The organism is Pseudomonas sp. BF-R-19 (genome assembly GCF_019956445.1).
Lineage (GTDB): Bacteria > Pseudomonadota > Gammaproteobacteria > Pseudomonadales > Pseudomonadaceae > Aquipseudomonas > Aquipseudomonas fluorescens_BH.
The window spans coordinates 1-21,786 of record NZ_JAHBDN010000049.1 but is presented as its reverse complement, the minus strand read 5'-3'; the positions used below and the strand labels follow the sequence as shown (position 1 = coordinate 21,786).

Here is a 21,786-nt window from a genome sequence, read left to right as displayed (position 1 = left end):
GGATTCAAAGAAAGCGGCGAAAAAGAAACCGGTGAAAACCGCCATTGAAAAGCGCGCGGACAAGAAGGCCAAGAAGGTCGGCGTGTTCGGTCACTGATCCTGCGTTGATTGATCGCTCCCATGCAACATGGGAGCGATCCTCCTGAAAATAATCTGCAAGATTTCCCAAGGCCAATGCACAGAAGGGGACTGGTCCCCGATCTGAGCTACGCCATGCCCCATTACTTTGATAGCACTCACCAAGAAGAAATCGAAACCCTGCGCCGACGCTTCACCGCGCGTACCGAATGGCCAACCTGGTTGCTGTTGATCGGTGTATACGGCGCCTGGTTTGGCATCGTGTTGAACAGCCATCGATTGGGTTTGTGGTGGAGCACGCTGTTGCTGATTCCATTGCTGGTGCTGTGGTTGTCCGTGCAGCACGAACTGCTGCACGGCCATCCCACGCGCTGGCCAACCCTGAACAAAATCCTTGGCTACGCGCCGCTTGCCGTCTGGTATCCGTACACCTTGTACCGCGATAGCCATTTGCTGCATCACCGCGACGAAGACCTGACGATCCCCGGTCGCGATCCGGAAAGCCGTTACCTGAGCGCCGGGCAGTGGCGGGGCAGTTCACTGTTGGTGCGCAGCCTGCACTGGCTGAACAAAACCGTGCTCGGCCGCTTTGCCCTGGGTGCACCGCTGGCCTTGCTGGCGTTGGCCCGTGAAGAGCTGCAACGCCTGAGAACGGGCGAGCGCCAGGCCTGGATGATGTGGTTGAGTCACGGCTTGATGACCGGGTTGATGCTGCTGTTCATCGCGAACGTCAGTGTGTTGCCGGTTTGGCATTATCTGTTTTTGATCAGTGTGCCGGCGCTGTCGATCGCCATGATTCGCTCCTACTATGAACATCGGCCTCATGCTGCGCCGGAGCAACGCACGGTGCTCAATGAAGCGGCGTGGCCGTGGCGCTGGATATTCCTGAACCTCAACTTTCATCTGGTGCATCACGAGTTGCCGGGGTTGCCCTGGTACGACCTGCCCCGCGCTTATCGGGCCCGTCGCGAGCAATGGCTGGCGCGCAGTGGCGGGTTTCTGGTGCGGGGATACGGGCAGTTGTGGCGTGAGCATGGAGTAAAAGCCATCGACAGCCCGAGGCATCCGTTTTACTGATGCATGATCACCTCAAAACCCTGTGGGAGCGGGCTTGCTCGCGAAGGCGTCGTCCCAGCCAACATCCATGTTGAATGACACGCCGCCTTCGCGAGCAAGCCCGCTCCCACATTGGAAATTTGCCGCATGGGACTTTTTCGATGACCCAACACATCGCCGAACTGCTGATGTACACCGCCCCCGAACCCATCCACCAGGCCAGCGAACGCTGGCTGGCGCGAATCCTCGAGCACCTGGGCGACGCCCGTCGTGATACCGAAGGCCTGTCGCTGATGCAGATGTGGTTGTCGCCGCACTTGCTGCTGACACAAACCTGCGGCTATCCGCTGATGACGGCATTGCGCGGCAAGGTCCGGGTGCTGGGGCGGCCTCGTTATGAGCTGCCGGACAGCAGCGGCGGCAATCATTGCAGCCTGATTCTGGGACGCCTTGATGATGCACGGCGAACCTTGGCGGATTTTCGCGGCAGCCGAGGTGTGATCAATGGCCTGGACTCCAACAGTGGCATGAACCTGCTGCGCCACCGGTTGGCGCCGTTGCAACGTGACGGGCGGTTTTTTGCTCAGGTCGGCGTCAGCGGCAGTCATCGTGAAAGCCTGCGTTGGTTGCGCGAAGACCTTGCCGATCTGGCGGCCATCGACAGCGTGACCTTTGCCTATCTGGCGCGCCATGCCGCAGAGGAAGTGGCCGGTTTGCACGTGATTGCCCGCAGTGCGCTCAGTCCTGCCTTACCGTTCATTACCGCCGCTACAGTCAACGATGAGCAGGCTGAAGAGCTGCTAAGGGTGATGAACCTGGCGTTGCGCGAATTGCCGGAGGTTGCCGAAACCCTCGGTTTGCCAGAGGTACTGCCCGCCAACGAAAGCGACTATCAGGTTGTGCTCGACTATCAGCGTGAAGCCGAGACGTTGGGGTATGGGGATTTGCGATAGGACGCAATAGAGTTTTAATTTCAAAATAGAATATAAAAATAAGTTTTAAATATTATTAATGAATAAGCCTCCTTGCTAGGATTCGCCTCACCGGACCACCGGACATTCAGCGACCCCTAACCCAGGAGCCCCTATGTCCGGCGCCGATATTCTTCATCGCAAACACGTGGACGGCCTGTTCCGCGCTCACTACCACTGGCTCTGCACACGCCTGCGTCAGTCCCTGAACGATGCCGCCGCTGTCGAAGACATTGCCGGTGAAACCTTCGTGCAACTGCTGCAGGCCCCTGGCCTGACGGCAATCCGTGAACCCCGTGCCTTGCTCACCACCATTGCCCAGCGCCTGCTCTATCAGCGTTGGCGTCGGGATGACCTGGAGCGCCAGTACCTTCAGCAACTGCAACAGGCCGAGCCAATCCACGCCGAATCGCCGGAGGAACTGGCTCAGGTGTCCCAGACCCTGACCCGTGTGGATCGCAGTCTTCAGCGGTTGCCGGGCAAAGTCCGCTCGACCTTCCTGCTGTCGCGGATCGACGGCCTGACCTATCCGCAAATCGCCGCGGTGCTGGGCATCTCGCTGCGTTCAGTCAGCGACTACATGACCCGATCCCAGGCCCTGTGCGACCGGCACAGTGCCAATCAATTCCTGAACAGCCCACTCCAGAACAAGAGGTCCGCATGAGATCGATCAAAACCCTGCTCGGCAGTTCGCTGCTGGCCCTGAGCCTGGTGTCCCACCCGGCATCGGCCGCGGAAAAAGCGGCGCCTATTCACTTTGGTGACATCACTTGGGAAAGCGGCAGCCTCATCACCGAAATCCTGCGCCTGATCGTTGAAAAAGGTTACGGCTACCCGACCGACACGCTGCCGGGCAGCACCGTCAGCCTTGAAGCGGCGCTGGCGAAAAACGATATTCAGGTCATCGGTGAAGAGTGGGCAGGGCGCAGCCCCGCCTGGGTCAAGGCGGCGGCGGAGGGCAAGGTGTTCGGCCTCGGCGATACGGTCAAGGGCGCCACTGAAGGCTGGTGGGTGCCGGAGTACGTGATCAAGGGCGATCCCGAGCGCGGCATCAAGCCCTTGGCCCCGGAGTTGAAATCCGTTGCTGACCTGGCGAAATACAAGGACGTATTCCGCGACCCCGAGGACCCGAGCCGCGGGCGCTTCCTCAACAGCCCGACCGGCTGGACCTCGGAAATCGTCAACAGCCAAAAACTCAAGGCCTATGACCTGACCGCCAGCTACGTCAACTTCCGCACAGGGTCCGGTGCCGCACTGGATGCCGAGGTGGCGTCGTCGATCCGCCGTGGCAAACCGGTGCTGTTCTACTACTGGTCGCCGACACCGCTGCTGGGGCGTTTCAAACTGGTGAAACTCGACGAGCCGCCGTTCGACGCCGAAGCCTGGAAAACCCTGGCCGACGCCAACAACCCGAACCCCAAAGGCACGCGCTCGATGCCGGCGAGCCTGGCCATCGGCGTATCGGCACCGTTCAAGGCGCAATACCCGGACCTGGTGACGTTCTTTGAAAAGGTCGATTTGCCGATCGATCTGTTGAACCAGACCTTGGGCCAGATGAGTGAAAAGCGGCAGAAACCCCGTGAAGTCGCCGAAGCGTTTTTGCGTGAGCAGCCACAGGTGTGGAAGGGCTGGGTGCCGGGGGAGGTGGCTACCAAGGTGAGTGCGAGCTTGTAGTTTTGTAGTGCCTGGAAGGTAGCCATCGCGAGCAAGCTCGCTCCCACATTGGGTCGGTTGTGTCCACAAATCCCGTGGTCAACAAAGATCCCCTGTGGGAGCGGGCTTGCTCGCGAATAATCTCAAGTCTTACGCCAACTCGGCGGCCAACGCCACTTTCACCGCCGGCCGCTGATCCACCCTGGCTTGAAACCTTGCCAACGCCGGCCACTCATTCAATTGAATGTCGAACAACCGAGCCCAACGCAACACCGTAAACAAATACACATCAGCAATGCCAAACCCGCCCGCCATCAAGTAATCCTGCCGCTCCAACGTCTGGTTCAATACGGCCAAACGCTTGAACAGTTTCTCCTTGATCAGCGCTTTCACCTCTTCGGGAAATCGAGCGTTGAACAGCAAACCGAGCCCGCCGTGAATCTCCGTCGAGATGAAGTTCAGGCATTCCTGCAACCGTACCCGCTCGAATGTCCCCTGCACTGCGGCCAGTTTCGCTTGCGGCCGCAGATCAGCCAGGAATTGCAGAATTGCCGGCCCTTCGGTCAGCACTTCGCCGTTATCCAGTTGCAAGGCTGCGACGTACCCCTTGGGGTTGATGGCGAGAAAGTCGTCGCCGTCTGCCGTGGTTTTGCTGATGTTGTCGACGCGGATCAAATGGAAAGGCAGTTCCAGTTCACGCAGCACGATATGCGGCGCCAGCGAGCAGGCTTGGGGGGCGTAATACAGCTTCATGGGGCGGGCTCTGGTTGTGGATTTACGCCAGTGTCATAGTGCGCGGCGCCAACGGTAAAATTAATCTTTCAGAAAACTGCCATAAGGAAAGCTACTGCCATGATGAACCTGATGCACTGGCGAATGGTGGTGGCCGTGGCGGATACCGGCAACATCACCCGGGCCGCCGAACGGGTCGGCATGACCCAGTCAGGCGCCAGCCAGGCCCTGGCCTTGATCGAGGAAACCCTGGGTGTTCAATTGTTCACCCGGGAAAACCGCCAGACGTTGCCGACAGCCATCGGCCTGCCGGTCATCGAGCAGGCACGGACCATGCTCGGTGCGCTGCAAGCCATTCGCAGCACTGTCGAGGCCGCAAAAGGTGTTGAACGCGGGACGATCCGCCTGGCCAGTTTTCCCATGGTACTGGCGACCTTTCTGCCGCCGTTGCTGCGTCAGTTCAACCGGCTTTACCCCGGCATTGAGGTGGTCGCACTGGAGGTCAGCGATGACGAAGTGGAAACCCTGCTCGGCGCGGGGTTGGTGGATGTCGGCGTGGTGCTCAATCCGTCTGCCGAGCGCAAGGCCAGTCCTTTGGGACGCGATGCCTGGATGGCGGTATTGCCCGGGGGCCATCCGCTGGCGCGGCGTTCCCATGAAGAAGGCGTCTGCCTCGAAGAGTTGGTGGCGCAACCTTTTGTACTGGCCACGGGCGGTTGTTCGACCAACGCGCGAAGCCTGGCTGCCGATGCGGGGCTGCAACTGCAGGATGTGCGCGTCGAGGTCCGTGAGTGGAGCAGTGCGTTCACCCTGGTGCGGGAAAACATCGGCGTGAGCCTGGTGCCGGAGATGACGCTGCCGGGCAATCGGCAAGGTTTGCGCGTGGTACCGGTGTTGCCGCGGATCGAGCGCGAGTTTGCCTTGGTGGTCGCCGCGAACAAACCACCGTCGGCGGCGGTGCAGGCGCTGCTGGACATGCTCGACGGACGGTAACCCCCGACAAGCCGCTGAACCGATTTTGTCCTCAATGCTGGCCGACTAGTGGCCTTGCAAGCCCAAGGTTGCCTTGCTGTGTGGCGATCCAGGCGGCAACCTGCGGCCATTCAAGGCAAGCCATTGCAGCAATGCTTCAGGAAACCGGGGTGTTGCGCCAGGCGTTTGAAATATTCATCGACGGCGGGGTAGTCAGGACGGTCGATCGGCGTCATCAGCCAGCGATTGACCGACAAACCGATGACAACGTCGGCCAAAGTAAACTGTGGTCCGGCGACATACGCCTTGGTGGTTGCGAGTTGATGTTCGAGGATGCCCATCTTCTGGTTCCAGCCGCGGATGCCGACTTCGAGGCGATGCGCGTCCTGGAACTCCGGGTCCTTGCGCACCAGCGCCATGAACGCATAACTCCACGACGGATTGAGCTCGGTGGCTTGCCAGTCCATCCACTGTTCCACCCGGGCGCGTGCCGCCGGTTCGCCAGGCAGCAGCTCGTGGTGGTGTTGGTGTTTGCCGGCCAGATAGCGGCAGATCGTATTGGATTCCCACAACACGCCGGCTTCATCGATGAGCACCGGCACCTGCGCGTTGGGATTGAAGCGCAGGAACTCGGGGCTGTGGGTGGACGCAAAGCCACTGCCCCAGTCCTCGCGTTCGTAGGCAATACCCAGTTCTTCGCAGGTCCACAGGACTTTTCGGACGTTGATGGACGAGGCTTTGCCGAGAATCTTCAGTGTGTGTTCCATTTGAGCTGCTCCATCGCGAAAGGCGTAGGTGTAATTGTAGGAGTGGTCTGTAGGAAAGGCGTTTCGACAGGTTTCCGCTGCCTACGATTTATTGCGTCATTGCCTACAACTACGCCAGAATCCGCCGGCTTGTGCGCCTGGTATCCGGACTCTATCGTTCCGCGTCGCTGCAAATTCAGCGATCGGGTCTAGCAGCCTGGATACTTTAGGCGCATAGCGTCCACCAATCGTGAACAGGTGTTTTTTATGCCTGTCAGTTCATGTTATGGCGGCTGTGCGTGGGAAGATCTTCGGGTCTACCGGGTTCTAGAGTCCTGGTCTGCTAGCCCGCGCACGGCTGCCACCTTATTTTCGTCTAGCAGCGAATCGTGGCAGCTCCATTACTCTAGGAGCATCACCATGTTCAAACCCACGCCGAACCCCCCACGCAATCCCAGCCCAATGTTCGCCATCTCACCCGGTATCAATAACGAAACTCTGTTGGCGCACGCCTGCGAGTCGTTGGCCTCGGCGAGCGTCATGACCAATGACTTTGCTGCTTTTCTGGAAGGTAGCCAGCGCAATACGGCATTGGCGATTGCACAGATCATCATGCTGGCTGAACTGGCGGTGAACCGGGTACTGGATAACCTCGATCCGCAGGATTAATCGCGGAACCTGTGGCGAGGGGGCTTGCTCCCGTTCGGCGGCGTAGCCGTCGTAAAGCATGACATTCGGTGTACCAGATCCAGCGGGGAGCGCAGGTTTTGGGGGCTGCTTCGCAACCCAACGGGAGCAAGGTCCCTCGCCACAATGGATATGTGTCGCGCTTATGTACTCTCCCGCACCTTCAACTCAAACCCCATGTCCTGCACCGGCTTGGCCACGGTGTTGCCGGCCATCAGCGTCAGCATCTGCTCCGCCGCGCGGCGGCCAATGGCCTCTCGCGGGGTGTTGATGCTGCTCAGGCGCGGGACCATGTGTTCGGACATGGGCAAGTCGTTGAAGCCGAGGATCGCCACTTGCTCGGGGATCTTGATCCCATTGCGCATGGCTTCGAGCAAGGCGCCCTGGGCCAGGTCGTCGTTACCGAAGAAGATCGCGTCGACATCCGGATGACTGGCCAGAAGTTGCAGGAACAGTTCACCGCCGAGGCCGACGGAGGATGAGCGCGGCGTCAGCACTTCCAGGTCCGGGTCATACAGACCGGCCTTTTGCAGGGCTTTGCGGAAACCTTCGCCGCGCAGCAAGGTGCGCTGGTCCAGTTGCGCGCCGATGTAGGCCAGGCGCTTGCGGCCGCGAGACAGCAAGTGTTCGGCAGCCGTTTCGCCCGCGGCCAGTTGCGAAAAGCCAACGCAATTGAGCCCGGCTGCGCTGTCCAATTCCATCATGTACACGCAAGGAATATTGCTGGCCTCGATCATCCGTCGCGAACTTTCGGTGCGGTCGAAACCGGTCAGCAACAAGCCGCGTGGTTGATAGGCCATGTAGTTGCGCAGCAGGTTTTCTTCTTCATCACGCGAATAATGGAAGTTGCCGATCAGCACTTCGAAGCCCTTGGGGCGCAAAACCTGATGAATGGCTTCCAGGGTGTCGATGAACAAAAGGTTCGACAACGACGGCACCAATACCACCACCGATTGGCTCTGGGCCGAGGCCAGGGCGCGGGCGGCAGGGTTGACCACATAGTTGAGTTCCAGCGCCGCTTTCTGCACCTTTTCCACCAGTTCAGTGGCCACGGTGCTGACCCCGCGCAAGGCGCGGGAGGCGGTGATCGGGCTGACGCCGGCCAGTCGGGCCACTTCGTTCAGGGTAGGGCGGCCAGTGGTGCGGGTATTTTTATCGTTTTTAGTTGGATTCATCGACGGCTTGCCAAACAAAATTCAAGGCACTAAGGTAGCGCTGTCTCGATGCAGCTGCAAATGCGTGAGCGAGGGTTCGCCTGATCCTCTCTTTTTGGCGTCGGGACCTAACCTGCTGCAACCCACAAAATGACAAGAAAGGCGTCGGCAACATCTGCTTTTGATCTAGTGTCATAACTGGCAAAGGTAGCGCTGTCTGCGCGCTGAGGTGTTACATGAATCATCCCATCACCGCCCTGGTCATCATGGGCGTTGCCGGTTGCGGCAAGACGTGCGTCAGCGAGGCCCTGTGCCATATGAGCGGCGCCACGGCCATTGAAGGCGACTCTTTTCACCCTGCCGCCAACATCGAAAAGATGAGCGCGGGTATTCCCCTGAACGATGAAGACCGTGCCGGCTGGCTCGACAGCCTGTGCGATGAACTGCGCCGTGTCGACGCCAAGGGCCAGCGCCCGGTGCTGACCTGTTCGGCGCTCAAGCACGTCTATCGCGAACGTCTGCGCAGTGCCTTGCCGGGCCTGGGCTTCGTGTTCCTTGAGTTGACCCCCGAAGTGGCCGCCGACCGTGTGTCCCATCGGCCAGGCCACTTCATGCCGTCGACCCTGATCGACAGCCAGTTCGCCACCCTCGAATCGCCCGTCGGCGAGCCGTTGACCCTGGCGCTGGATGCTTCGACCCATAGCGTCGAGCAACTGGCGGCGCAGGCTCATGCCTGGTGGCAGGCGCACGGCCTGAAGCAGGCGGTATGACTGTGTTTGCAAAGACAGCGCTGTCCTCACGACTTCTGATCAACCCGCTTTAATAACAACAACAACCAGGAGACACCCCTAATGTTTGGCATGTCCCACGAGACGTTCCTGCTGCTCGATGCAGTGGTCACGGTGATCGGACTTATCGTCCTGATCACCAAGTTCAAATTTCACCCCTTCATCGCCCTGATCATTGCCGCCGCTTTCCTCGGGCTGACCTCCGGCATGCCGATCGGCACCATCATCAAGGCGTTCCAGGACGGCTTCGGTGGTGTGCTTGGCTTTGTCGGCATCATCCTCGCGCTGGGCACCATGCTCGGCAAAATGATGGCCGAATCAGGTGGTGCGGATCAGATTGCGCAGACGTTGATCCGCGCCTTCGGCAAGGACAAGGTGCAGTGGGCGATGATGTTCGCTGCGTTCCTGGTCGGCATTCCGCTGTTCTTCGAGATCGGCTTCGTGCTGCTGATCCCGCTGGTGTTCATCGTTGCCCGGCGCACCGGCGTGTCGATCATCAAGATCGGTATCCCGTTGCTGGCCGGTCTGTCCGCCGTGCACGGCCTGGTGCCGCCGCACCCGGGTCCGCTGCTGGCCATCGGCGTGTTCGGTGCCGACATCGGTAAAACCATTCTGTACGGCCTGATCGTTGCGCTGCCGACGGCCATTATTGCCGGCCCGATCTTCGGTACGTTCATTGCCAAGCACATTCCTGGTCATCCGAATCAGGAACTGGTGGATCAACTGGTGCGCGATGAGGATGCAGGCGATCTGCCTAGCTTCGGCATTACCCTGATCACTGTGCTGTCGCCCGTGTTCCTGATGTTGCTCAAGACCTTTGCCGATGTGGTGCTGCCGGACGGCAACTTCTTCCGCACCTTCATGGACTTGATCGGTCACCCGATCTCGGCGCTGCTGCTGGCGTTGCTGCTGTCGCTGTACACCTTCGGCTACAAGCAGGGCATCGGTTCGCAACAGATGCTCAAGTGGCTGGACGCGAGCCTTGCGCCGACCGCTGCGATCATCCTGATCATCGGTGCCGGTGGCGGCTTCAAGCAGATGCTGGTGACCAGCGGTGTGGGTAACGTGATCGGCAACATGGCGGTGGCTGCACAGATCTCGCCGATTTTGCTGGCCTGGCTGGTGGCGGCGGTGATCCGTATCGCGACCGGTTCAGCGACCGTGGCGACCATTACTGGCGCGGGCATTGTGGTGCCGGTGGTGGGGATGATTCCGGGCGTAAACCGTGAGCTGCTGGTGCTGGCCACCGGTGCAGGTTCCCTGATCCTGTCCCACGTTAACGACGCCGGTTTCTGGCTGGTCAAGCAGTACTTCAACATGACCGTGGCCGAAACCTTCAAGACCTGGACCGCGATGGAAACCATCCTCTCCGTGGTTGGCCTGGGCTTTATCCTGTTGTTGTCGCTGTTCGTCTAAGCGATTCGGCAGACACAAAAAAACCGCAGCGATGCGGTTTTTTTGTGGGTGATCGATTTCAAGGCTGAACATAGAACAAATGTGGGAGCGGGCTTGCTCGCGAAGAGGCCGGTACATTCAACATCTCTATTGACTGATACACCGCTTTCGCGAGCAAGCCCGCTCCCACAGGGGATATGTGTCAGGCGTTGGTTTTTGGTGCCAACCCATCCGCCCGGAACATCCCGCGAATCCCGCGCACGGCCTGACGAATCCGGTCCTGGTTTTCGATCAGGGCAAAGCGCACGTGATCATCGCCGTATTCGCCAAACCCGACGCCCGGCGAGACACACACCTTGGCTTCGGCCAGCAGTTTCTTGGCGAACTCCAGCGAGCCCAGGTGCGCATAGGCCTCGGGAATCTTGGCCCAGACGTACATCGAGGCTTTCGGGTTTTCCACCATCCAGCCCAGTTCATGCAGGCCTTTGACCAGCACATTACGCCGCTGCCGATACTGCTCGGCGATGTCGCGCACGCATTGCTGGTCGCCTTCAAGCGCAGCGATGGCCGCTACCTGCAGCGGGGTGAAGGTGCCGTAGTCGTGGTAGCTCTTGATCCGCGCCAGGGCGTTGACCAGTTCCGGGTTGCCGACCATGAAGCCAATGCGCCAGCCGGCCATGTTGTAGCTCTTGGACAGGGTGAAAAACTCCACCGCAATGTCCTTGGCCCCCGGCACCTGCATGATCGACGGGGCTTTCCAGCCGTCGTAGACGATGTCGGCATAGGCCAGGTCGTGCACCACTAGCACATCGTACTGCTTGGCGAGGGCGATCACCCGTTCGAAGAAGTCCAGCTCCACACACTGGGCGGTGGGGTTGGACGGGAAACCGAGGATCATCATCTTCGGCTTGGGGATCGAGCCGCGAATGGCCCGCTCCAGCTCAGCGAAGAAATCCACGCCCGGCACCAGTGGCACCGAGCGCACCTGGGCGCCGGCAATCACCGCGCCGTAGATGTGAATCGGGTAGCTCGGGTTCGGCACCAGCACGGTGTCGCCCTGATCCAGGGTCGCCAGCATCAAGTGCGCCAGGCCTTCCTTGGAGCCGATGGTGACGATGGCTTCGCTTTCCGGGTCGATGTCGACCGCGTAACGATCCTTGTACCAGTTGGAAATCGCCCGGCGCAGGCGCGGAATGCCCTTGGAGGTGGAGTAACCGTGGGTATCTTCACGCTGAGCGACCTGCACAAGTTTTTCGACAATGTGCGGCGGCGTGGCGCCGTCGGGGTTGCCCATGCTCAAGTCGATGATGTCTTCGCCACGACGACGGGCGGCCATCTTCAGCTCGGCGGTGATGTTGAAAACGTAAGGGGGGAGTCGATCTATGCGCGCAAAGCGGCGCGGCGAACCTTGTTCGGCCATTGTTGCCTCGGATAACGTAAGCGCCCGGAACCGTCCGAGCGACGCAGGTCAGCGGTGACCTGTGGCGGAATGTAAGGGCAGCTGTGGCAGACTGTCCAGCCTCAATGTAAACAAATTTGTCCGAAGGATAGGGTTCGATGGAATTTACCAGCGGCTTCTTGCTGAGCCTCTCGCTGTGCCTGGATATCGGCGTGGCCAATATCGCGATGATCACGCTGGCCATGCAACGCGGCTATTTCCAGGGCTTTGCCCTGGGGCTGGGGACCTGTGTCGGCGACCTGATCTACGCGGTACTGGCGCTGGCCGGCATGACCGTGTTGCTGCAGTACGAAAGCGTGCGCTGGGTGTTGTGGATCGGTGGCTCGGCGCTGCTGGTGTACTTCGCGGCGAAGATGATCTATTCGGCGATTCACCACGAGGCGCTGCTGGCCGAAACGGCGGAGGTCGGGAACAACTCCCACCGCAAGGAATTCTTGCGCGGGATCTTTCTCGCCATGTCTTCGCCCAGCGCCATTCTGTGGTTCGCGGCAGTGGGCGGCACCCTGATCGCCCGTTCCGGTGGCGGTGGCCCGCTCAGTTCGGCACTGTTTCTCGGCGGTTTCCTCTGTGCCGGGCTGCTTTGGTCGGCAGGCTTGTGCTTCGCCGCGAGCCATGGCGGCAAGTTGCTGGGCGACAAATTGCTGCGTTATTCCTATATGGCATCGGCGGCGATCTTCTGTTATTTCGCGGTCTACGTGATCCTATCGGGTTACAACGAGTTCGTTGGTGCCGCTGCCGTCGAGCAATTGCACGCACTGTAATTGGGCGAATCGGGTTTGGCTTCTATACTCCCAGCCGAACCCATTTTTATGCGTCAGGAGTCGAGTCATGGATGAGTTAGCACGCGTCGAACTGACGCAACCGCGCTTCGAACACGGGCACTTCCTGCTGATTGCAGGGCTGGGCGGACAATTTACCCAGCAAACCACCCAGGGCATTCCCAAACTCTGGGAAAAACTCGAGCCCCACATTGGGAACATTCCGGGCCAAAAAGGTGAAGTCACCTACGGTGTCTGCTGCAATTTCGACGGCAAGGGCGGCTTCGATTACATCGCAGGGGTCGAGATCAGCAAACTCGACGACTTGCCGGAAACCTACCGCTGGGTTGAAGTGCAACCCCAGTATTACGCGGTGTTCGAGCACAAGGGGGCGCTGGATACCTTGTCGCAGACCTTTCGCTACATCTTCGACACCTGGCTGCCACAGTCCGGACACCAGGCGCTGGACGCCCCGGAGTTCGAACGCTACAGCGAAGACTTCAACCCCAAGCTCAACACCGGCAAACTGGAAATCTGGCTGCCGATCAAGGCGTGACACGTGTATCGAGAGGCGGATCAGCCGATTCGTCTCTCGATGTCCCACGGCGGCTGATTTATCATCCCCAGCCTTTCCCACGCTGATTCCGAGCTGCCATGAACACCGTCATCCGCAACGTCACCCCCGCCGATCTGGACCGCTGCTTTGCCATCGAAACCCTTGCCTATGAAGGTGACGAAGCCGCGACCCGCGAGAAGATCGCCACCCGCATCGCCACCTGGCCCGAGGGGTTTATCGTCGCGCAAGTGGACGGGGTTGTTGCCGGTTTCATCAATTCCGGTGCGGCGTTCCAGGTGGAAATGTCGGACGAGGCGTTCAAGGAACTGATCGGCCACGACCCGGCCGGGCCGCACGTGGTGATCATGTCGGTGGTGGTACACCCGGATTATCAAGGGCAAGGCCTGGCCAAGCGCCTGATGGGCGAGTTCATCGAGCGCATGCGTGCGATGGGCAAGGTCAGCATCAACCTGATGTGCAAGGAGCGGCATATTCCGTTGTATGCCGGTTTTGGCTTTGCCTATATCAAACCCTCGGCGTCTGACCATGGCGGCATGGCGTGGCATGAGATGATTTTGGAGCTGTAAGACTGTTGGAGATCCCCTGTGGGAGCGGGCTTGCTCGCGAAGGCGGAGTGTCAGTCGACATCATCATTGACTGACACTCCGCCTTCGCGAGCGAGCCCGCTCCCACAGTAGTTTTGTGGTGTTGGTGGGGGCGTGTTCAGAACACCAACCCCATCCGCCGCTCATAACCGATCCGGCCCTTGTACGCCTCGCCGCTGTCGACAAAGCCAAACCTGGCGTACAGGGCGATGGCGGCTTCGTTGTCGGCATCCACCGACAACTCCAGCCCCCTGATTTCCGGCCAGGCCAGGCGCGCCACCTCGGGCAGCGCTTGCAGGCAGGCCTTGCCGTAGCCCTTGCCCTGGGCGTGCTGATCGACCTGTAGCGCATGCAGGGTGGCGCTGTGTTCATCGGCCCAGACCGGCAACACCGGCGGGCGCTTGAGCAGCAGGAACGCGACGGGCACATCCTCGGCCAGCAGGGCGAATCCCTTGACGCCGGGGCCGGGCTTGGACAACAACGTGTGCAATGCGCCGTGGATGTCACCCGAGAACCTGATCTGTTGCGAATGCACTTCGATGGCCTCGACCTGTTGGCGCTGCAGCGCATTCAGGCTTTCATAAGGCACGAGTCGGGCTGTCACTGGAGTGTCCTTTATCCAACGGAAATGAACCTCGGATTCTAGCGAGTTTGGCTTTATGGTTTATTTTTATTTCGTCTGTCGATTTGCCGGATCGCCGGACGACTAAGGGTGTCTTCACTATAAAAACCACGGAGAACCACCATGAACTCGCAAACCCAGATCCATAACCTCATCGAGAACTATCGTCAGGCGGTCATGGCCAAGGACATTGAAAAAGTCATGGCCCTTTATGCCGATGACATCGTCTCCTTCGACGCGGTCAAGGCCCTGCAATTCAAAGGTAAGCCGGCGTATCGCGCACATTGGCAGGCCTGCATGGAAATGTGCCCCGGCCCTCACATCTTCGAATTCCACGAAATCACCATCGAGCCGTCCCAGGAAATTGCGTTCGCTCACTGGCTGGCCCATTGCGGTGGCACCAACGACAAGGGCGAAACCCAGTCCTGCTGGATGCGCGTCACCGCTTGCTATCGGCAAGAAGCCGGGCTGTGGCAGATCGTCCACGAACATTGGTCGGCACCGTTCGACATGACCAGCGGCGCGACGCTGTTCGATCTCAAACCCTGATCGTCGGGAAGCCGAGCCAGAATGCCAATCAGCGGCCATAGTTGATCGTTCGATAAGGAGAGCGTGATGAAGTATTTATGCCTGGTCTACAGCGATGAGCGCCTGCTGCATTCGCTGCCGGAAAGCCCGAAGGACGAAGAGTGCATGGCCTATGCCGAGTCGATCCAGGGCAGCGGCCGGATGGTCGCCGCCGAGGCGCTGGAGTCGGTACAGACCGCCACCACCGTGCGCATGCGCAACGGCAAGATGTCGATCACCGATGGCCCGTTCGCTGAAACCAAGGAGCAGTTGGCCGGTTTTTATCTGATCGATGCCAGGGACCTCAACGAAGCCATCCAGGTCGCCGGGAACATTCCGGCGGCCCGGGTCGGCAGTGTCGAAGTGCGCCCCGTTCGGCAGTTGAATCCTTAAGATGCCGGGGCTGCCGGTTCAAGCGCAGGTCGAGCGGATCTATCGCGAAGAGTCGCGGCGGATTCTTGCGACCCTGATTCGCTTGCTGGGGGATTTCGACCTCGCCGAAGAAGCCTTGCACGAGGCGTTTTTCATCGCGGTCGAACGCTGGCAGCGTGACGGCGTACCGGACAATCCGCGGGCCTGGCTGGTGTCCACCGGGCGCTTCAAGGCCATCGATGCCTTGCGCCGGCGCGCACGTTTTGCCGCGTCGCAGCCCTTGCTGATCGCGCAACTGGAGGCGCTGGAACAGGCCGACTGGAGTGATGAAGACGTGGAAGACGATCGCCTGCGGCTGATCTTCACTTGCTGCCACCCGGCCCTGGCGGCGGACGCGCAAGTGCCGCTGACGCTGCGAGAGGTGTGCGACCTGACCACGGAAGAAATCGCCCGGGCCTTTCTCTCGGCCCCGGCCACCATCGCCCAGCGCATCGTGCGCGCCAAGGCGAAGATCCGCGATGCGAAAATCCCTTATCAAGTGCCGACGCTCGCTGAGTTGCCCGAGCGCCTGGACAGCGTATTGCGGGTGATTTACCTGGTTTTCAACGAGGGCTACTCGGCGTCCATCGGGGCCGAACTGATCCGCGAGGATTTGACCCGCGAAGCGATCCGTCTCGGCCGGTTGCTGGTGGAACTGTTGCCGGAGCCGGAGGTGATGGGCTTGCTGGCGTTGATGCTGCTGCACGAGTCGCGCCGCCCGGCCAGGACCTCGGCGAGCGGCGAGTTGATCGTGCTGGACGAGCAGGACCGTTCGCTGTGGGACGCCGGGTTGATCAGCGAAGGCTGCATGCTGGTCGAGCGGGCGCTGACCATGGGACGATTCGGGCCCTATTGCCTGCAAGCGGCGATCGCGGCGGTGCACGCCGAAGCCCCGACGGCGGGGGAAACCGATTGGCTGCAGATTGTCGGTCTGTATGACGTCCTGCTGCGGGCGGTGCCGTCACCGGTGATCGAGTTGAATCGTGCAGCGGCTATTTCGCAACGCGATGGTCCGCTGGCGGGGCTGACGCTGGTCGACGCCATTCTGGAGCGGGGAGAACTGCTCGACTACCACCTGGCGCATTCGGCGCGGGCGGAGTTCTGTCGGCAACTGGGCCGCAAACAAGAGGCGCGGGCGGCTTGGGAACGGGCGCTGGCGTTGACCCGGCAAGAGCCGGAGCGGCGGTTTATCGAAGAGCGGCTCAAGGCGTTGGATTGATGTGTCCTCACTGGCCTCTTCGCGAGCAAGCCCGCTCCCACAGGTGACCGAAGTGTTCAGGCGAATGAGGTCTGAATGTGGGAGCGGGCTTGCTCGCGAATGGCCGCGCCGCTATTCCAGCATCTTGCCCAGCAACCAGCTCCCCGCCGGCCCCGGCGGATTCAGCCGCGACCACAACGCATCCACCGACACCGTTTTCGGCCAGCCGCGCACCACCAGTTCCTGCAACGTACCGGGCCCGAACCGCTCGACCAGCCAGCGCGGCAACGGCGCCCAGCCGAATCCACCCTGAGCCATTTCCAGCAGCATCAGATAACTCGGCGCCGACCAGACGCGGCCCTTCGCCCGACTTTCATAGGGATTGATGATGGTGGCCAGGCGAAGTTCGCGGTGTTGCTGCAGTACGTCCCGGTCGACATAGTCCAGTTTCGCCAACGGATGTGCCGGGGACACGAACAAGGCGATTTCCGTGCGCTCGTCCACCGTCGAACTGACCAGGTCCGGCGGGTAGCTGTCCTGCATTTCGGCGAAGGCAATCTGCGCCCGGCCGCTTTGTACCAGCGACATCAAGTCATCGCATTCGGCGATCAGGCACTCGAGTTCCAGGTCCGGGTAACGCTGCTCGAAGGCACTCAAGGCGGCTTCGAAGCGGTCCGACTGATAGGTATCGGACAGCGCCACCGTCAGCTTCGCTTCCACCCCTTGGGACAGTTGGCTGGCGGCTATTTCCAGGCGACTGGTGGCGGCCAGGATCTCCTCGGCCCGTTGCAGCATGACGTGCCCGGCCGGGGTCAGCCCGGGCTTGCGGCTGCTGCGGTCGAACAGCGTCAGGTTCAGGTCGATTTCCAGGCTGGCCACCGCCGCGCTGATGGTCGACTGACTGCGGCCCAACTTGCGTGCCGCGGCGGAAAACGAACCTTGGGTCGCGGCTTCGACAAACGCCAGCAACACTTCGTGAGACGCCATGAACTATCGCCTTGATCGATGGTTATTGGTTATGAAGTATCGGCGTGATGATGGATCATGGCAACCACAGTCACTCAAGGGAGTTCGGCCATGAGCGCCAACAAATCCATTACTGAACGTATTTTTCAAGCCATCGGCTTCGAACTGCTGGCCATCCTGATCTGTACCCCGTTGCTGGCCTGGATCATGAAAAAACCGATGCTGGAAATGGGCATGGTCACCGTCCTCATCGCCGGCCTGGCCCTGGCCTGGAACGTGGTCTTCAACGGTATGTTCGATCGGCTGCTCAAGCGTCTCGCCATCGCCCACAACGCCTGGGTTCGCGTGGTGCATGCGCTGTTGTTCGAAGGCGGCTTGGTCGCCCTGGGCGTACCGTTGATCGCCTGGTGGCTGAATGTCAGCCTGTGGCAGGCGTTCCTGCTGGACATCGGTGTGTTGCTGTTCTTCCTGCCGTACACCTACGTCTACCACTGGGCGTATGACGTGGTTCGGGAGCGGATGCTGGTGACTCGCGAGGTTTGCTGAGTCGTGTTTTTGTGGCGAGAGGGCGGGTCAGAGGTCTGAGACCTGCCCTTGTGGGAGCGAGCTTGCTCGCGATGGCGGCGTGTCAGTCAACAGCATTGCTGAATGACAGACCGCCATCGCGAGCAAGCTCGCTCCCACAGGTATTGCATCAGATTCCAGGTCTTTGGATCAGACGTGGAAGTAACCCACGCACGAATCGAACGGCAGGCGCTTGAGTTCGATCTTGTTCAGGTCGAGCACTTCACGCAGGGCCTTGGTTTCGCCCGGGAAGTTGCGGTAGGCGACTTCGTCGAGCACCACGATCGCGCCTTTGGGCATGTACGGCAGGAAGGTTTCCAGCGCGACTTTGGTCGACTCGTACAGGTCGGTGTCGAGGATCAGCATGGCCACGACCAGGTCCGGACGGGTCTTGACCCACTCCGGCACGGTCTTGACGATATCGCCCTTGACCAGTTCGCAACGCGGAATGCGGTTGACCGGGCGCAACAGGTCGTTGGCGTCGATCATGTCCTGGATCAGCGACTGGTCGGTGTCGGCGAACATGGTCTCATTGACGTCAGCCGGGTCTTCTTTCTTGTCGATGCTCTGGAAGCCTTCGAAGGTGTCGAAACCCACGATCGAGCGGTTGATCGCATACGGCTCGAGAATCATCGACAGGTGCATGTAGAGCATCAACGAGTTGCCCTTGTACACGCCGCACTCAATGATCGCGCCCGGCACTTCAGCGACCTTCTTGAACAATTCCATGCGCGATAGTGCGGCGGTCACGCCAATGCGGTTGGCGAAGACGAACGGCGCGTCGGCCACGTATTCGGCATCGACCCGTTTCAGGACGTTGGTACGGGTTTCGTTGTACTGGGCCTCGGCGGGCGTGATGCGACGCTTGGTCATTGCGGGATTCCTCGGAAATTCGAAAAGTCGTGGACGTGGAAGTAGTCTTTGAAACCGGCGCCGACATCCGGGCAGGCGCTGTCGACGTTGATCGCGCCGCGCAGCTGCTTGAGGTCGTCGAGGTGCATCAGGCGAAAGTCCACGCTGAAGCGGGTGTGTTGCGTGTAATTGGGCACGGTGCCGTGCAGGTGCGAACCCGAGAACACCAGCATCTCGGCGGTGTTGCCGGCAATGCGCAGTTCTGAGGCGCTGTTGATCGCTTCGGTGGGCACCGGGTGCTGGCGCGCCTCTTCCTTGACGTTGTCCTTGGCACGCTGGCGTTGCACGCCGATCCAGTCGGACAGGCTCCACTGCGCCGAGGTGTTTTTCACCGGGACGTCGAAGTAGGCCGGGTTGATCATCATGGTCTGCTCAGGCTGGATCGTGTAGACCGGCATCCAGGTATTGATCTGGCAGTCGACACCGCCGTACCAGGTATCGCGATGGGGTTTGTAGGCGTAGCTGACGCCGGCGTGCAGGTAGTCGTAGTTGGGCACGACGCGGATGCGCGGTACGTCGAAAATGAACGCCTCGGGAGCGGCACCGATTTCGTCGGTGAAGCCGCGGATCAGCTCCTTGGCACGCAGGCTGTTGGTGAACTGGCCCTTGAGGCGGGTCACCAGCACCACGAACTCTTCCACCGGCATCAGCGTGTGCAGCGCCTGGTGATTGGTCTCGCCATCGAAGGCCGCCGTGATGCTTTCCTGGGCAAAGGCGCAGAGTTCCTTTGCCGCTTTCAGTTCGGTGTTGAGGAAGATGTCGCCAGCGTAGATCGCACTTCTGAAATCAGCGTGCTTGTGCAACTGATTGATGAATAAGTTCACGGTTCTCACCCAGGAATACTTTGGCTCTCATAAGAGTCGGCAACAGGCTGACAAACTGAAGGGCTGGCGGACGTGTGGTGCGTCAATAAAGCGCAAGCCTTTGAGCATGCGAGCAAATGCCGTGCCGCTGGACGAAAAAAATCCCGACGGGAAAACCCGCCGGGATGATGTGCTTCGAACCCAGGCTGCGACCCTGGGATTTGCACTCCTGTGGGAGCGGGCTTGCTCGCGAAGGCGGTCTGACATTCAGCATCGATGTCGACTGATACACCGCTTTCGCGAGCAAGCCCGCTCCCACATTCAGAACAATTGCGTGAACAACCAGTACAGACTGCCCGACAGCAGGATCGCCGCCGGCAACGTCAGCACCCAGGCCATCAGCAGGTTGCGGATGGTCTTCATCTGCAAGCCGCCGCCGTTGGCGACCATGGTCCCGGCCACGCCCGAGGACAACACGTGAGTGGTCGATACCGGCAGGCCGAACATGTCGGCGGCACCGATGGTCAGCATCGCCACGGTTTCTGCCGAGGCGCCCTGGGCGTAGGTCAGGTGGGTCTTGCCGATTTTCTCGCCGACGGTCACCACGATGCGCTTCCAGCCGACCATGGTGCCCAGGCCAAGGGCGATGGCCACGGCGATCTTCACCCACAACGGAATGAACCGCGTGGAGTTGTCGATCTGCTGCTTGAACAGTTGCAGCTTGCCGCTGGTGTCGGCGTCGAAATTGCCGACCTTGTTCTTGTCCATCAGGCGAATGGTTTCGCTGCTCAAGTACATGTCGTTACGCACGTTGCCCACGGCCTCGGCCGGGACTTTCGACAGCGAGCCATAACCCTTCACCTGAGCACCGATGCTGCCGGTCAGCGCGGCCAGCGCCGGCACCAGTTGCGGGGTCGCTTCCTTGCTGCGCACGTATTCGGACAGCACCGCGCGTGGGTCGGCGGGGGCCGGTTGCGGTGCCGCCTTGACCAGTGCTTGCTGGGTCACTTCGGCGACTGCGGCGAACTGCAACGCTTGATCGGCCGGCATGGTGCGGTTCAATGCGTAAGCCATTGGCAGCGTGCCCACCAGAATCAGCATGATCAGGCCCATGCCTTTCTGGCCGTCGTTCGAGCCGTGGGCAAACGACACGCCGGTGCAAGTCACGATCAACAGGCCGCGAATCCACCACGGCGGCGGGGTCTCGCCCTTTGGCTCCTTGTACAGCGCACGATTCTTGACGAACGCGCGCAGGGCCAGCAACAGCAGCGCCGCGAAGCCGAAGCCCACCAGTGGCGAGAGCAGCAGCGCGTAACCGATCTTGGTGGCCTGGGCCCAGTCCACCCCGCTGGTACCGTCGCGGCCGTGCATCAGGGCGTTGGCCACGCCGACCCCGATGATCGAACCGATCAGGGTGTGCGAAGACGACGCCGGCAGCCCCAGCCACCAGGTGCCGAGGTTCCACAGGATCGCGGCGATCAGCAGGGCGAAGATCATCGCGAAACCGGCGGACGAACCGACTTGCAGGATCAGCTCCACCGGCAGCAGGGCGATAATGCCGAACGCCACCGCGCCGCTGGACAGCAGCACCCCGAGGAAGTTGAAGAAACCGGACCAGACCACCGCAACGTTCGGCGGCAGCGAGTTGGTGTAAATCACCGTGGCCACCGCGTTGGCGGTGTCATGGAAGCCGTTGACGAACTCAAAGCCCAGGGCAATCAACAGTGCCACGCCCAACAGCAGGAACGGCGTCCAGGTGGTCACCACCGTGCCGAGTTCGTTCATGTCGTGCATCAGGCTGTAGGCGGTAAACAACAAGCCGATGGCCAGCACGGCGAAAAACACCACGATGGTGAGCAGGCCGGGTTTTTTGTCGAGTTGCGGTATGGCGCTACTGGCGGGCGCCGGGGCGGCGGTGAAGGAGGGCGTAGCCATCACGGACATTCCTGAGGAGGGAGGTGTATCAGTGATAATCGTTGCCAATTGTTACAGGGAGGCTGCTCTGGGTCAGTGTTTGGGGGATTTGCGGGCCGTTGATTTGAAATCACCGGTCTTTGAAGGTGAACCCTGTGGGAGCGGGCTTGCTCGCGAAGGCGTCAGGCCAGTCAATATCAATGTTGAATGACACACCGC

24 protein-coding genes are annotated in these 21,786 nt (G+C 60.5%); 15 read left to right on the top strand and 9 right to left on the bottom strand.

Features of this window, described 5'->3' with window-relative positions; genetic code table 11:
* The first annotated feature begins 213 nt into the window (after window positions 1-213).
* From KGB28_RS13405 to KGB28_RS13385, 4 genes are all read left to right on the top strand, one after another.
* Window positions 214-1,155, top strand: a complete 942-nt coding sequence (locus tag KGB28_RS13405) for a fatty acid desaturase (RefSeq protein WP_223445761.1) — start codon at window positions 214-216, stop codon at window positions 1,153-1,155.
* Window positions 1,156-1,295: 140 nt separating this feature from the next.
* Window positions 1,296-2,087: a phosphate/phosphite/phosphonate ABC transporter substrate-binding protein gene (locus KGB28_RS13395; RefSeq protein WP_223445759.1), complete on the top strand. Its 792-nt coding sequence runs from the start codon at window positions 1,296-1,298 to the stop codon at window positions 2,085-2,087.
* Window positions 2,088-2,220: 133 nt separating this feature from the next.
* Window positions 2,221-2,769, top strand: a complete 549-nt coding sequence (locus KGB28_RS13390; RefSeq protein WP_223445757.1) for a sigma-70 family RNA polymerase sigma factor — start codon at window positions 2,221-2,223, stop codon at window positions 2,767-2,769.
* Window positions 2,766-3,779: an ABC transporter substrate-binding protein gene (locus tag KGB28_RS13385; protein ID WP_223445755.1), complete on the top strand. Its 1,014-nt coding sequence runs from the start codon at window positions 2,766-2,768 to the stop codon at window positions 3,777-3,779. The genes KGB28_RS13390 and KGB28_RS13385 overlap by 4 nt, the downstream gene beginning before the upstream one ends.
* Before the next feature lie 129 nt (window positions 3,780-3,908).
* Here KGB28_RS13385 and gstA read toward each other — a convergent pair whose 3' ends face one another.
* Window positions 3,909-4,511 carry a glutathione transferase GstA gene (gstA, locus tag KGB28_RS13380; protein ID WP_223445753.1) on the bottom strand — a complete coding sequence of 201 codons (603 nt, stop codon included), beginning with the start codon at window positions 4,509-4,511 and terminating at the stop codon, window positions 3,909-3,911.
* 99 nt (window positions 4,512-4,610) lie between these two features.
* On the opposite strand from gstA, the gene KGB28_RS13375 reads away from it, so the two are divergent.
* A complete protein-coding gene (locus KGB28_RS13375; protein WP_223445751.1) occupies window positions 4,611-5,483 on the top strand; it encodes a LysR family transcriptional regulator in 873 nt (290 codons plus the stop codon).
* A 110-nt stretch (window positions 5,484-5,593) separates the two neighbouring features.
* On the opposite strand, the gene KGB28_RS13370 is transcribed toward KGB28_RS13375, so the two are convergent.
* Complete coding sequence (locus KGB28_RS13370; protein ID WP_223445749.1) at window positions 5,594-6,229, bottom strand: glutathione S-transferase family protein; 636 nt, start codon at window positions 6,227-6,229, stop codon at window positions 5,594-5,596.
* 399 nt (window positions 6,230-6,628) lie between these two features.
* On the opposite strand from KGB28_RS13370, the gene KGB28_RS13365 reads away from it, so the two are divergent.
* Complete coding sequence (locus KGB28_RS13365) at window positions 6,629-6,877, top strand: DUF6124 family protein (protein WP_223445748.1); 249 nt, start codon at window positions 6,629-6,631, stop codon at window positions 6,875-6,877.
* Between the two features lie 161 nt (window positions 6,878-7,038).
* On the opposite strand, the gene KGB28_RS13360 is transcribed toward KGB28_RS13365, so the two are convergent.
* A complete protein-coding gene (locus tag KGB28_RS13360; RefSeq protein WP_223445746.1) occupies window positions 7,039-8,070 on the bottom strand; it encodes a LacI family DNA-binding transcriptional regulator in 1,032 nt (343 codons plus the stop codon).
* Between the two features lie 215 nt (window positions 8,071-8,285).
* Here KGB28_RS13360 and KGB28_RS13355 point away from each other — a divergent pair, with 215 nt between their 5' ends.
* The gene (locus KGB28_RS13355; protein WP_223445744.1) at window positions 8,286-8,819 is read left to right on the top strand and encodes a gluconokinase; all 534 of its coding nucleotides are present in this window, start codon (window positions 8,286-8,288) and stop codon (window positions 8,817-8,819) included.
* 81 nt (window positions 8,820-8,900) lie between these two features.
* On the top strand, window positions 8,901-10,253 hold the full coding sequence (locus KGB28_RS13350; RefSeq protein WP_223445742.1) for a GntP family permease: 1,353 nt from the start codon (window positions 8,901-8,903) through the stop codon (window positions 10,251-10,253).
* A 181-nt stretch (window positions 10,254-10,434) separates the two neighbouring features.
* Here the strand turns inward: KGB28_RS13350 and alaC are convergent, their stop codons facing one another.
* Window positions 10,435-11,652: an alanine transaminase gene (gene alaC / locus KGB28_RS13345; protein ID WP_223445740.1), complete on the bottom strand. Its 1,218-nt coding sequence runs from the start codon at window positions 11,650-11,652 to the stop codon at window positions 10,435-10,437.
* A 137-nt stretch (window positions 11,653-11,789) separates the two neighbouring features.
* On the opposite strand from alaC, the gene KGB28_RS13340 reads away from it, so the two are divergent.
* From KGB28_RS13340 to KGB28_RS13330, 3 genes are all read left to right on the top strand, one after another.
* The gene (locus tag KGB28_RS13340; protein ID WP_085717119.1) at window positions 11,790-12,452 is read left to right on the top strand and encodes a LysE family translocator; all 663 of its coding nucleotides are present in this window, start codon (window positions 11,790-11,792) and stop codon (window positions 12,450-12,452) included.
* 67 nt (window positions 12,453-12,519) lie between these two features.
* A complete protein-coding gene (locus KGB28_RS13335; protein ID WP_223445739.1) occupies window positions 12,520-13,005 on the top strand; it encodes a GyrI-like domain-containing protein in 486 nt (161 codons plus the stop codon).
* Window positions 13,006-13,103: 98 nt separating this feature from the next.
* Entirely contained in the window at window positions 13,104-13,592 is a 489-nt protein-coding gene (locus KGB28_RS13330; protein ID WP_223445737.1) for a GNAT family N-acetyltransferase, read from the top strand.
* Window positions 13,593-13,728: 136 nt separating this feature from the next.
* Here KGB28_RS13330 and KGB28_RS13325 read toward each other — a convergent pair whose 3' ends face one another.
* On the bottom strand, window positions 13,729-14,214 hold the full coding sequence (locus KGB28_RS13325; protein WP_223445735.1) for a GNAT family N-acetyltransferase: 486 nt from the start codon (window positions 14,212-14,214) through the stop codon (window positions 13,729-13,731).
* Between the two features lie 141 nt (window positions 14,215-14,355).
* Here KGB28_RS13325 and KGB28_RS13320 point away from each other — a divergent pair, with 141 nt between their 5' ends.
* The 3 genes from KGB28_RS13320 to KGB28_RS13310 all read left to right on the top strand — a co-directional run bounded on the left by KGB28_RS13320 (window position 14,356) and on the right by KGB28_RS13310 (window position 16,429).
* A complete protein-coding gene (locus KGB28_RS13320; RefSeq protein ID WP_108228697.1) occupies window positions 14,356-14,781 on the top strand; it encodes a YybH family protein in 426 nt (141 codons plus the stop codon).
* Window positions 14,782-14,847: 66 nt separating this feature from the next.
* Complete coding sequence (locus KGB28_RS13315) at window positions 14,848-15,192, top strand: YciI family protein (RefSeq protein WP_007985194.1); 345 nt, start codon at window positions 14,848-14,850, stop codon at window positions 15,190-15,192.
* A 1-nt stretch (window position 15,193) separates the two neighbouring features.
* Window positions 15,194-16,429 carry an RNA polymerase sigma factor gene (locus KGB28_RS13310; protein ID WP_223445733.1) on the top strand — a complete coding sequence of 412 codons (1,236 nt, stop codon included), beginning with the start codon at window positions 15,194-15,196 and terminating at the stop codon, window positions 16,427-16,429.
* A 111-nt stretch (window positions 16,430-16,540) separates the two neighbouring features.
* Here KGB28_RS13310 and KGB28_RS13305 read toward each other — a convergent pair whose 3' ends face one another.
* Window positions 16,541-17,395 (bottom strand): LysR family transcriptional regulator, encoded by an 855-nt coding sequence (locus KGB28_RS13305; RefSeq protein WP_223445732.1) that lies wholly within the window; start codon window positions 17,393-17,395, stop codon window positions 16,541-16,543.
* A 90-nt stretch (window positions 17,396-17,485) separates the two neighbouring features.
* Here KGB28_RS13305 and KGB28_RS13300 point away from each other — a divergent pair, with 90 nt between their 5' ends.
* A complete protein-coding gene (locus KGB28_RS13300) occupies window positions 17,486-17,920 on the top strand; it encodes a multidrug/biocide efflux PACE transporter (protein WP_223445730.1) in 435 nt (144 codons plus the stop codon).
* Between the two features lie 168 nt (window positions 17,921-18,088).
* Here KGB28_RS13300 and KGB28_RS13295 read toward each other — a convergent pair whose 3' ends face one another.
* From KGB28_RS13295 to KGB28_RS13285, 3 genes are all read right to left on the bottom strand, one after another.
* Window positions 18,089-18,811, bottom strand: a complete 723-nt coding sequence (locus KGB28_RS13295) for a TylF/MycF/NovP-related O-methyltransferase (protein ID WP_056725897.1) — start codon at window positions 18,809-18,811, stop codon at window positions 18,089-18,091.
* Window positions 18,808-19,674 carry a hypothetical protein gene (locus KGB28_RS13290; RefSeq protein WP_223445728.1) on the bottom strand — a complete coding sequence of 289 codons (867 nt, stop codon included), beginning with the start codon at window positions 19,672-19,674 and terminating at the stop codon, window positions 18,808-18,810. The genes KGB28_RS13295 and KGB28_RS13290 overlap by 4 nt, the downstream gene beginning before the upstream one ends.
* A gap of 300 nt (window positions 19,675-19,974) precedes the next feature.
* Window positions 19,975-21,588: an inorganic phosphate transporter gene (locus KGB28_RS13285; protein WP_223445727.1), complete on the bottom strand. Its 1,614-nt coding sequence runs from the start codon at window positions 21,586-21,588 to the stop codon at window positions 19,975-19,977.
* Window positions 21,589-21,786: the final 198 nt, after the last annotated feature.